The 10,882-nt window shown below is 68.3% G+C and carries 8 protein-coding genes; 5 read left to right on the forward strand and 3 right to left on the reverse strand.

Features of this window, described 5'->3' with window-relative positions; genetic code table 11:
- Positions 1–111 precede the first annotated feature (111 nt).
- Complete coding sequence (rpoB, locus tag ABLE43_RS00460; protein WP_348976502.1) at positions 112–4,257, reverse strand: DNA-directed RNA polymerase subunit beta; 4,146 nt, start codon at positions 4,255–4,257, stop codon at positions 112–114.
- 325 nt (positions 4,258–4,582) lie between these two features.
- Here rpoB and ABLE43_RS00465 point away from each other — a divergent pair, with 325 nt between their 5' ends.
- The 5 genes from ABLE43_RS00465 to ABLE43_RS00485 are packed head-to-tail and all read left to right on the forward strand — an operon-like array spanning position 4,583 to position 9,434.
- The gene (locus ABLE43_RS00465) at positions 4,583–5,776 is read left to right on the forward strand and encodes a cytochrome c-type biogenesis protein (RefSeq protein WP_348976503.1); all 1,194 of its coding nucleotides are present in this window, start codon (positions 4,583–4,585) and stop codon (positions 5,774–5,776) included.
- A gap of 59 nt (positions 5,777–5,835) precedes the next feature.
- On the forward strand, positions 5,836–6,357 hold the full coding sequence (locus tag ABLE43_RS00470) for a DUF2975 domain-containing protein (protein WP_348976504.1): 522 nt from the start codon (positions 5,836–5,838) through the stop codon (positions 6,355–6,357).
- Entirely contained in the window at positions 6,357–6,590 is a 234-nt protein-coding gene (locus tag ABLE43_RS00475) for a helix-turn-helix domain-containing protein (RefSeq protein ID WP_348976505.1), read from the forward strand. The genes ABLE43_RS00470 and ABLE43_RS00475 overlap by 1 nt, the downstream gene beginning before the upstream one ends.
- A 20-nt stretch (positions 6,591–6,610) precedes the next feature.
- Positions 6,611–8,017: a M16 family metallopeptidase gene (locus ABLE43_RS00480; protein WP_348976506.1), complete on the forward strand. Its 1,407-nt coding sequence runs from the start codon at positions 6,611–6,613 to the stop codon at positions 8,015–8,017.
- A 1-nt stretch (position 8,018) separates the two neighbouring features.
- Positions 8,019–9,434, forward strand: coding sequence for a M16 family metallopeptidase (locus tag ABLE43_RS00485; protein WP_348976507.1), 1,416 nt, complete (start codon positions 8,019–8,021; stop codon positions 9,432–9,434).
- Between the two features lie 301 nt (positions 9,435–9,735).
- Here ABLE43_RS00485 and rplL read toward each other — a convergent pair whose 3' ends face one another.
- Entirely contained in the window at positions 9,736–10,113 is a 378-nt protein-coding gene (gene rplL / locus ABLE43_RS00490) for a 50S ribosomal protein L7/L12 (RefSeq protein ID WP_348976508.1), read from the reverse strand.
- 48 nt (positions 10,114–10,161) lie between these two features.
- Positions 10,162–10,677, reverse strand: coding sequence for a 50S ribosomal protein L10 (rplJ, locus tag ABLE43_RS00495; RefSeq protein WP_055761025.1), 516 nt, complete (start codon positions 10,675–10,677; stop codon positions 10,162–10,164).
- Between the last annotated feature and the right edge of the window lie 205 nt (positions 10,678–10,882).

A 10,882-nucleotide genomic window follows, 5' to 3' on the forward strand; every position in this document is an offset into this window, starting at 1 on the left:
TAGCCCTCTCCCCTTCAGGGGAGAGGGTTGGGAGAGGGGAAGTGCGGAGAGGGCCGTGGGACTGCCCCTCTCCCCGACCCTCTCCCCTGAAGGGGAGAGGGAGTAGAAGTCTTACTCCGCCGCCTCGGCCAGGCCGTCGCTGTCCTCCAGGCTGCTCAACTCGATGTTGAGGCCCAGCGAGCGCATTTCCTTGACCAGCACGTTGAAGCTCTCGGGGATGCCCGCCTCGAAGGTGTCGTCGCCCTTGACGATCGCCTCATAGACCTTGGTGCGGCCGACCACGTCGTCGGACTTCACCGTCAGCATTTCCTGGAGCGTATAGGCGGCGCCGTACGCTTGGAGCGCCCACACTTCCATTTCCCCGAAGCGCTGGCCACCGAACTGCGCCTTGCCGCCCAGCGGCTGCTGGGTGACGAGGCTGTACGGCCCGATCGAACGCGCGTGGATCTTGTCGTCGACCAGGTGGTGGAGCTTGAGCATGTAGATGATGCCCACCGTCACCTTGCGGTCGAACGCATCGCCGGTGCGCCCGTCGAACAGCACTGACTGGCCCGAGGTGTCGAGCCCCGCAAGCTCCAGCATCGCCGACACGTCGCTCTCGCGCGCGCCGTCGAACACCGGGGTGCCCATCGGCACGCCCGTGCTGATGTTCTGGATCAGCTCGGCCACCTGCTCGTTCGAGCGGGCGTCGATGTCGTCGGCATAGTGATCGCCGTAGATCTCCTTGAGGCGATCCTTGACCGCCGCGGGCATCTCGCCCGCGACCGCATCGGGGTTCGCCTCGCGCCAGTCGCGCAGCGACCGGGCGACCTGCATGCCGAGGTTGCGCGCGGCCCACCCCAGATGCGTCTCGAAGATCTGCCCGACGTTCATGCGCGACGGCACGCCCAGCGGGTTGAGCACCAGATCCACCGGAGTCCCGTCCTCGAGGAACGGCATGTCCTCCTGCGGCAGGATGCGCGAGATGACGCCCTTGTTGCCGTGACGGCCCGCCATCTTGTCACCCGGTTGCAGCTTGCGCTTCACCGCGACGAAGACCTTGACCATCTTGAGCACGCCCGGCGGCAACTCGTCGCCGCGCTCCAGCTTCTCGCGGCGGTCGTGGAACTTGTCGGTGATGCGCTTCACCGCCTCGTCATACTGCGCCTTGATCGCTTCGAGGTTCGACTGCGCGGTGTCGTCGGCGACGGCGAAGCGCCACCATTCGTGCTTGTCGATCTGGTCGAGCAGGTCGCGGTCGATGACCACGCCCTTCTTGACGCCCTTGGGCGCGGCGGTAGCGGTCTGCCCCTCGAGCATCTCGCGCAGGCGCGACCAGGTGGCACGGTTGAGAATGCCGCGCTCGTCGTCCGAGTCCTTCTTCAGGCGCTCGATCTCCTCGCGCTCGATCGCCATCGCGCGCTCGTCCTTGTCGATGCCGTGACGGTTGAAGACGCGCACGTCGACGACCGTCCCCGACACGCCCGGCGGCAGGCGCAGCGAGGTGTCGCGCACGTCGCTCGCCTTTTCGCCAAAGATCGCGCGCAGGAGCTTTTCCTCCGGCGTCATCGGCGATTCGCCCTTGGGCGTGATCTTGCCCGCGAGGATGTCGCCCGGTTCGACCTCGGCACCGATGTAGACGATGCCCGCCTCGTCGAGGTTGCGCAGCGCCTCTTCACCCACGTTCGGAATGTCGCGGGTGATGTCCTCCGGCCCGAGCTTGGTGTCGCGGGCCATCACCTCGAACTCGTCGATGTGGATCGACGTGAACACGTCGTCCTTCACGATGCGTTCGGAGATGAGGATCGAATCCTCGTAGTTGTAGCCGTTCCACGGCATGAACGCGACGAGCGCGTTGCGGCCCAGCGCCAGCTCGCCGAATTCGGTCGAGGGACCGTCGGCGATCACCTCGCCCGCCTTCACCACGTCGCCCACCTTCACCAGCGGACGCTGGTTGATGCAGGTCGACTGGTTCGAGCGCTGGAACTTCATGAGGGTGTAGATGTCGACGCCGCTCTCGGCGGCATCGACGTCACCCGTCGCGCGGATCACGATGCGCGCGGCATCGACCTGATCCACCACGCCCGCGCGCTTGGCCGAGATCGCCGCGCCCGAATCGCGCGCGACCGTCTCTTCCATGCCGGTGCCGACGAACGGCGCTTCCGCCTTCACCAGCGGCACCGCCTGGCGCTGCATGTTCGAGCCCATCAGCGCGCGGTTGGCGTCGTCGTTCTCGAGGAACGGAATGAGCGACGCCGCGACCGAGACGAGCTGCTTGGGGCTGACGTCCATCAGCGTGACGTTCTCGGGCAGCGCCATCAGGAACTCGCCCGCCTGCCGCGCCGACACCAGCTCCTCGGCGAAGCTGCCGTCCGGATTCAGCTCGGCCGACGCCTGCGCGACGGTGTGCTTCTGCTCCTCCATCGCCGAGAGGTACACGACCTCGTCCGACACCTTGCCGTCGATGATGCGGCGATAGGGCGTCTCGATGAAGCCGTACTTGTTCACCCGGCTGAACGTCGCCAGCGAGTTGATGAGGCCGATGTTCGGGCCTTCCGGCGTCTCGATCGGGCAGATGCGGCCATAGTGCGTCGGGTGGACGTCGCGGACCTCGAAGCCCGCGCGCTCGCGGGTCAGACCGCCCGGCCCGAGCGCCGAGACACGGCGCTTGTGCGTCACTTCGGACAGCGGGTTGGTCTGGTCCATGAACTGCGACAGCTGCGACGAGCCGAAGAACTCGCGCACCGCGGCGACCGCGGGCTTCGCGTTGATGAGGTCGTTCGGCATCACGGTCGAGACGTCGACCGACGACATGCGCTCCTTGACCGCGCGCTCCATGCGCAGCAGCCCGACGCGATACTGGTTCTCCAGCAGCTCGCCGACCGAACGGACGCGGCGGTTGCCGAGGTTGTCGATATCGTCGACCTCGCCCTTGCCGTCCTTCAGGTCGACCAGCGTCTTGACCACGGCGAGGATATCCTCGCTGCGCAGCGTCGTCACCGTGTCCGGCGTGTCGAGGTCGAGGCGCATGTTGAGCTTCACGCGGCCCACCGCCGACAGGTCGTAGCGCTCGGGATCGAAGAACAGCCCGGCGAACAGCGATTCGGCGGTTTCCAGCGTCGGCGGCTCGCCCGGGCGCATCACGCGGTAGATGTCGGCCAGCGCCTGCTCGCGCTCCTCGGCCTTGTCGACGTTCAGCGTGTTGCGGATCCACGGGCCGGTCGACACGTGATCGATGTCGAGCAGCTCGATCCGCTCGATCCCCGCCTTGTCGAGCAGTTCGAGGTTGTCGGCGGTGACTTCGTCGCCCGCCTCGATATAGATCTGGCCGGTGTCCTCGTTGATGAGGTCATAGGCGCTGTAGCGGCCGAAGATTTCCTCGGTCGGGATCAGCAGGTCGGTCAGGCCGTCCTTGCCCGCCTTGTTGGCGAGGCGCGGCGAAATCTTGGTGCCCGCCGGGAACACGACCTCGCCGGTGTTGGCGTCGACGATGTCGAACGACGGCTTCTGCCCGCGCCAGTTCTCGGGCGCATAGGGGATGCGCCAGCCGCCCTCGCCGCGGACGAAGGTCACGCGGTTGTAGAAGTGGTTGAGGATGTCCTCGCCGGTCATGCCCAGCGCATAGAGCAGCGACGTCACCGGCAGCTTGCGCTTGCGGTCGATGCGGACGTTGACGATGTCCTTCGCGTCGAACTCGAAATCGAGCCACGAGCCGCGATAGGGGATGACGCGCGCCGCGAAGAGATACTTGCCCGACGCATGCGTCTTGCCGCGGTCATGGTCGAACAGGACGCCCGGCGAACGGTGCATCTGCGACACGATCACGCGCTCGGTGCCGTTGATGAAGAAGGTGCCGTTCTCGGTCATGAGCGGCATGTCGCCCATGTACACGTCCTGCTCCTTGATATCGAGCACGCTGCGCGCCTCGGTATCCTGGTCCACCTCGAACACGATCAGGCGCAGGGTGACGCGCATCGGCGCGGCATAGGTGATGCCGCGCTGACGGCATTCCTCGACGTCGAACTTGGGGTCTTCCAGCTCGTAGGTCACGAAGTCGAGCTCGGCGGTGCCCGCGAAGTCGCGGATCGGGAACACCGACCGCAGCGTCTTCTCGAGGCCCGAGACATAGCCGATCGACGGGTCCGAACGCAGGAACTGTTCGTAGCTCTCGCGCTGCACCTCGATCAGGTTCGGCATCTGCACCACTTCGTGGATGTCGCCGAACACCTTGCGGATGCGGCGCTTGTGCGTGCCGCTCGTGCTTGCCTTGGTCGCCATGGAGTCGTTGGCCTCGTACTGTTAATTTCGGTGCCCGGTGCCGGCCGGGCAGGCGTGCGAAACGGACGACGAAAGCCGCGTCACCCCGCATGGGGCCGCAGCTTTTCGGGCGTCCTGCAATGGCTTATGGGTCCATACCTGCAATGCGCCCGCGCGACGACGCATTCTTTCCCGGACCTGAAGCAGGGCACGCATATAGAAGCGGCGTCGCGGGCTGTCAACGCGGAGCGCCGTGCGCCCGGTTCGTCGCTTGCGCGGCTCGCTTCGTCGCAAGCAGGCGCGCGGGAGGATGCGCCGGGGGCAAAACCCCGGTTGAGGACGCGGCATGAATCCTGCCCCCTCGATCCTCGCCCCCGCGATCCTCGGCATCGCCCTGTTGTCCGCCACCGGTGCGGCGGCGCAGACGCAGACCCCGCCCGCCGGCGGGGACATCCCGATCTATGACATCACCCCGCCGGTCGTGGCGACGCCGAGCCCGGTGCAGACCCCGCGCGCAAGCGCCACGCCGCGCGCCGTGGAGACGCCCGCACCGCGCGCCACGGCGACGCCGCGCCCCACGCCGCGCGCGACTCCGGCACCGGAACCCACGCCGACTCCGCGCGCCGCAGCCGCGCCGGTCGCCCGGCCCGAACCCGAGCCCGAACCGGCACCCGAACCGGCACCGACCACGATCGCCGAACCGGCCGCGGCACCTGCGCCGACCCCGGTCCTGACACCGGATGCGAACGTGCCCGCCCCCGCGCCCGACACGCTGACCCCGGCCGACGGCGGCACGCTGCCGTGGTGGCTGTGGTTCCTGGCGGGCGTCGCGCTGGCGGCGGGCATCGGCTGGGTGGTCGGCCGCGTCCGGCGCGGGCGGGCGGTGGTCGAGGCCGAGCCGCAGGCCCCGGTCACGCTGCCGCCGGTGCCCGGTGCGCCGCCCCCGCCGCCGGTGCCCGCCCCCGTTCCGGCTGCGCCCCGTCCCGCCCCCGTGCCTGCCGCGCCCGTGCCGCCCCTGCCGCCGGTGGTGCCCGCGTCGCCGCCCGCGCCGCGCTTCCTCGAATTCCAGCTCGCCCCGCTGCGCGTCGGGACCGATGCCGACAATGCGCTGCTCGATTTCGACCTGACGATCGGCAATCCGAGTTCGGTGGCGGCGGAGGAGGTGCGGATCGCCACGTTGCTGCTGACCGCCAATCCGCGGCAGGAGGAACAGCTGGCGGCGTTCTTCGCCAATCCGGCGCAGCGCGGGCTGGACCCGTTCGCGCTGCCCGGCGGCCAGCGGCGGCATCTGGAGGCGATGATGTCGCTGCCGCGCCACGTGCTGCACGTCGTGACGCGCGACCGGCCGTTCTTCGTGCCGATGATGGCGATCGACGCGCGCTATCGCTGGGCTGACGGGCGGGAGTCGCGCACCACCGCCGCCTTCCTGATCGGACAGGCGCAGCCGGGCGGCAAGATCGCGCCGGTGTTCCTCGACGAAGGCGACCGGATGATCGACCGGCTGGAGGCGCGCCTGCACGGCGAGGTGCGGCGGACCTGAAACCCTTGCCGGTAATCGATGCGCCCTCTAGCATCGCACCACGCTCGGGGGGAGACACGATGGCACGGCGCGATCGGATATTGCGGTTCACCATCGTCCTGCTGCGCCTGTTGCTCGCCCTCAACATCGTGTTCGCAGGCGTCTTTTTGCTGGGCGCGGTCGCCAGCGTGCCGCTGCACGACCTGCTCGCCGAGCGAATCGTCGCCAAATATCCCGCTGCCGATGTGGCGCGGGTGGTGAGCGGGGTCCGCCTGCTGCTGCTGCTGGGCGTCGTCGCGGCGGTGCCTGCGCATGTCATCTTCTCGCGCCTGTCCGCCGTCATCGGCACGGTGCGGATCGGCGAGACCTTCGCCGCGCCGAACGCGCGCCGGGTGCGGCAGGTCGGCTGGGCGCTGCTCGCGATCCAGCTGCTCGATTTCCCGCTGATGCTGATCGTGCGCCGCTTCGACGGGCTGGGCATCGATACCGCCGGATCGTCGGTGTCGATCGGCGGCTGGCTGTCGGTGCTGGTCGCCTTCGTCCTCGCCCGCGTGTTCGCCGAAGGGGCGGCGCTGCGCGAAGACCTTGAGGGCACGGTCTGATGGCGGTGCTCGTCCGCCTCGACGAAGTGCTGCTGGCGCGGCGGATGACGCTGACCGAACTGGCGCAGGCGGTGGACATCACCCTCGCCAATCTCTCGATCCTCAAGACCGGCAAGGCGCGCGCGATCCGCTTCACCACGCTGGATGCGATCTGCCGCGTGCTCGACTGCCAGCCGGGCGACATCCTCGTCCACGATGCCGGGGCGGCATCGGCGGAGGAAGACCACGACTGAACCACCACAGGGGGGATGACATGAAGCGAACGATCAAGGCGGCGTTGCTGGGGGCGGCACTTGCGCTGCCCATGGCGGGGGCGGCGGCACAGGGCGCGGCACCGGCGAAGGCCGCCCCGGCGCGGCTCGCGATCGACATGCGCTATCTGACGCTGCCCAACGGCCTCAAGGTCGTGCTGTCGCGCGATACGCTGGCCCCGACGGTCACGGTCGGCGTCTATTACGGCATCGGCTTCCGCGTCGAACCGCGCGAGCGCACCGGCTTCGCGCACCTGTTCGAGCATCTGATGTTCCAGGGGTCGCAGAACGCGCCCAAGGGCGTGTTCATCAACACCATCAGCAACGCGGGCGGCGTGCTGAACGGATCGACCCGGTTCGACTTCACCAATTATTTCGAGATCGCGCCGTCGAACGCGCTGGAGCGCATCCTGTGGCTGGAGGCCGACCGCATGGCCCGCCCTGTCATCAACGACACGGTGCTGAAGAACCAGCAGGGCGTCGTCGGCAACGAGGTGAAGGTCAACGTCCTCAACCAGCCCTATGGCAGCTGGCCGTGGATCGACCTGCCGATGCTGGCCAACGTCAACTGGCACAACAGCCACAATTTCTACGGCGACCTGAAGGAGATCGAGGCGGCGACCGTCGCCGATGCGACGCAGTTCTTCAGCAGCTATTACCGCCCGAACAACGCCGTGCTCGTGGTCGCGGGCGACATCGACTATGCACAGGCCGAGGCGATGGTGCGCAAATATTTCGGCCCGTTGCAGCGCGGCGCGCCGGTGGTGCTGCCCGACCTGACCGAACTGCGCCAGACGGCGGAGAAGACCCGCAGCCGCGTCGATGCGCTGGCGCCGAAGCCGGGCTTCGCGGTCGGCTATCACATGCCGCCGCGCGGAACGCCCGAATGGTATGCCATGGGGCTGATCGACCAGATTCTGCTGCAGGGCGACGACAGCCGCCTCGCGCGCAAGCTGAAGGCGGAGACGGGGATCACCGGCGATCTGGGCGGCGGGATCAACGCCTATCTCGGCAACATGTACAATTATAACGGGCCGATGCTGTGGGCGTTCAACTTCACCCATGACCCGCAGTACGGCGATGCGCAGATCCGCGCCGCGATCGATCCGGTGATCGAGAACCTGCGTACGACCCCGGTCAGCGCCGCCGAACTCGACCGGGCGCGCACCAAGCTGCGCTCCGATCTCTATTCCTCGGTCGACGGCGGTGCGCGCATCGGGCTGATCGACCTGCTCGCGGTCTATGCCTTGTTCGACAATGATCCGCAGGCGGTGAACCGCATCGAGGAAGGGTTCGCCAGGGTCACGCCCGCGCTGATCCGGAAGACCGCGCAGGAATATCTGCGCCCGACCAACCGCTCGATCTACACCATCGTCGCCGGTGCCGGTGCCGCACAGGGAGCCAAGTGAGATGAAGCCGCTGTTCCTCCTCGCCGCCGCGACCCTCGCCGCGCCGCTGGCCGCCCAGACGCTCACGCCGCCGCCGGCGCTCCCCGCGCCGCCGATCGGTGCGCCTAAGGCGTACAAGGTGCCCGCCAGCGAAACCTATACGCTGGCGAACGGCATGCAGGTGACGCTGGTCCCGTACGGCAATGTGCCCAAGGTCGCGGTGTCGCTGCGCGTCTATGCGGGCAATCTGAACGAAGGGCGCGATCCGTGGCTCGCCGATCTGGCGGGCGACATGCTGAAGGAAGGGGCGGGCAGCCGCGATTCCGCCGCGCTCGCCACCGCCGCCGCCGCGATGGGCGGCAATCTGGGCGTCGGCGTGTCGAACAGCGGCACGTCGATCAACATGAGCGCGCTCAGCGACTTCGCCCCCGATGCGGTCGCGCTGGTCGGCGACGTCGCCCGCCGCCCGACCTTTCCCGAGAGCGAGTTCGCGCGGGTGAAGGCGAATATGGGCCGCACCCTCGCCCAGTCGTTCGCGCAGCCCGGCATGGTCGCCGACTATGCACTGGCCCGCGCGACCTATGGCGACCATCCCTATGCCCGCATCCTGCCGACCCCGGCGCAGCTGAACGGCTATACGCTGGCGCAGGCGAAGGGCTTCTACGCCGCCAATTTCGGCGCGCGCCGGGCGCATCTCTATGTCGCCGGGCGGTTCGATGCGGCGGCGGTCAAGGCGGCGGTGGCGAAGGCGTTCGGCGACTGGGCGCCGGGGCCGCAGCGGCTGTCGCTGGTGCCGACCCAGACCGGCGGGCCGCGCGTGGTGCTGGTCGACCGGCCCGGCGCGCCGCAGTCGACCATCCGCCTCGCATGGCCGGTGCCGGTGGCGGGCAGCGCGAACGACATTCCGCTCCAGGTCAGCAACGCGCTGCTCGGCGGCAGCTTCTCGTCGCGGATCACCCGCAACATCCGCGAGGACAAGGGCTATACCTATTCGCCCGGCTCCTCGACGGTCCAGCGTCCGGGCGACTCCCAATGGAGCTTCGATGCCGATGTGACCACGGCGGTCACCGGCGCGTCGCTCAAGGAAGTGTTCAAGGAAATCCGCACGCTCCAGACGACGCCGCCCAGCCCGGAAGAGGCGGCGGGGATGCGCAGCTACAATGCCGGGCTGTTCGTGCTGCGCAATTCGGACAGCGCCTCGCTGATCGGACAGCTGGCGACGCGCGACACGCTGGGCCTGCCCGCCGACTGGCTCGACCGCTATGTGCCCGCGACGATGGCGGTCAGCGACGCGCAGTTCAGCAGCGTGGCGGCGAGCGCGTTCCCGCTCGACAAGTTCACGCTGGTCGTGGTCGGCGATCTGGCGAGCGTGAAGCCGCAGCTCGACACCGTGCCAGAGCTGAAGGGCGTGCCGGTGGAGACGGTGACGGTGCCGTGAGGTGAGGGAGCCAGGGCCAGGGTGCTCCGGTCTTCCTGTTCGGTGCGACCACCCCGTTCGTCCCGAGCGAAGTCCAGGGACGGGCCGCTGGCGGTTCGCACTGTGTCTCGACTGCGCTCGACACGAACGGGGGGCGGGGCGGCAAGGGTAACAAAAAAGGGGGCGTACCGCGAAGGTACGCCCCCTTTTTTCGACCAGGCCGTCATGGGAGCAAGTCCCATGACGTCGGACGGGCCGTTCGGCCCGCCGGCCGGCCTTGTGGGAGGTGGCGGAGCCTTGGCTCCGCCGCCCCCACTGCGGCTTACTTGACTTCGACGGTCGCGCCGGCGGCTTCGAGCTGCGCCTTGATCTTGGCGGCTTCGTCCTTCGACACGCCTTCCTTGACGGCCTTCGGCGCGCCTTCGACCAGCGCCTTGGCTTCGGTCAGGCCGAGCGAGGTGATCGCGCGGACTTCCTTGATGACGTTGATCTTCTTGCCGCCGTCGCCGGTCAGGATGACGTCGAATTCGGTCTGCTCTTCGGCAGCCGGGGCAGCGGCGCCACCGCCGGCGGCGGGAGCGGCGGCAACGGCAGCGGCGGCCGAGACGCCCCACTTCTCTTCGAGCAGCTTCGAGAGCTCGGCGGCTTCGAGGACGGTCAGCTCGCTCAGCTGGTCGACGATCGCGTTCAGGTCAGCCATGATATTCTCCGTAAATCAGAATGGTTTGTGTGTGGGGACGGGCGTGGATTACGCCGCGTCCTTCTCCGCATAAGCCGACAGGACCCGGGCGATCTGTGCCGCGGGAGCCTGGGTGATGGTCGCCAGCTTCGTTGCCGGGGCAACGATGAGGCCGACGATCTTGGCGCGCAGTTCGTCGAGCGAGGGCAGCGAGGCGAGCGCCTTGATGCCTTCCGCGTCGAGGAGCTGGCCGCCCATCGCGCCGCCGACGATCTCGATCTTGTCGTTGGTCTTGGCGAAGTCGTTGATGACCCGCGCCGCGGCAACGGGATCGGTCGACGTGGCCAGCGCCGTCGGGCCGGTCAGCAGGTCGGCGATCACCGCGTACGGCGTGCCTTCGGCTGCGATCCGGGCAAGACGGTTCTTCGAGACCTTGTAGCTCGCGCCGGCGTCGCGCATCTTGTTGCGCAGGCCCGTCGATTGCGCGACGGTCATGCCGAGGTTGCGGGTGACGACCACCACGCCGACCTCGTTGAAGGTGCGGTTCAGCTCGGCGACGGCTTCACTCTTCTGAGTGCGATCCATGCCGTTCTCCTTGCATTGGGGCGTGCCCACGAATGGGATGCGCCCGCGAACGATCCGCCCGCCGCGGATGCGACGAACGGGGCGAAAGTCCGTGAAGGGGCATGGTCGCCACGGCACGAATGCCATAGGGCTGACCCGCGCGGAGGCCGCGCAGGTATTGGAAACACATTCCCCGCCTCGGCAGGACATTAAGCGGGCAATCCCG

This window comes from Sphingomonas silueang (genome assembly GCF_040049155.1).
Taxonomy (GTDB): Bacteria; Pseudomonadota; Alphaproteobacteria; order Sphingomonadales; family Sphingomonadaceae; genus Sphingomonas; species Sphingomonas silueang.

Coding starts and splice junctions, on each gene's coding strand:
- rpoB (WP_348976502.1), bottom strand. CDS start 4,257: ATGGCGACCAAGGCAAGCACGAGCGGCACGCACAAGCGCCGCATCCGC.
- ABLE43_RS00465 (WP_348976503.1), top strand. CDS start 4,583: ATGAATCCTGCCCCCTCGATCCTCGCCCCCGCGATCCTCGGCATCGCC.
- ABLE43_RS00470 (WP_348976504.1), top strand. CDS start 5,836: ATGGCACGGCGCGATCGGATATTGCGGTTCACCATCGTCCTGCTGCGC.
- ABLE43_RS00475 (WP_348976505.1), top strand. CDS start 6,357: ATGGCGGTGCTCGTCCGCCTCGACGAAGTGCTGCTGGCGCGGCGGATG.
- ABLE43_RS00480 (WP_348976506.1), top strand. CDS start 6,611: ATGAAGCGAACGATCAAGGCGGCGTTGCTGGGGGCGGCACTTGCGCTG.
- ABLE43_RS00485 (WP_348976507.1), top strand. CDS start 8,019: ATGAAGCCGCTGTTCCTCCTCGCCGCCGCGACCCTCGCCGCGCCGCTG.
- rplL (WP_348976508.1), bottom strand. CDS start 10,113: ATGGCTGACCTGAACGCGATCGTCGACCAGCTGAGCGAGCTGACCGTC.
- rplJ (WP_055761025.1), bottom strand. CDS start 10,677: ATGGATCGCACTCAGAAGAGTGAAGCCGTCGCCGAGCTGAACCGCACC.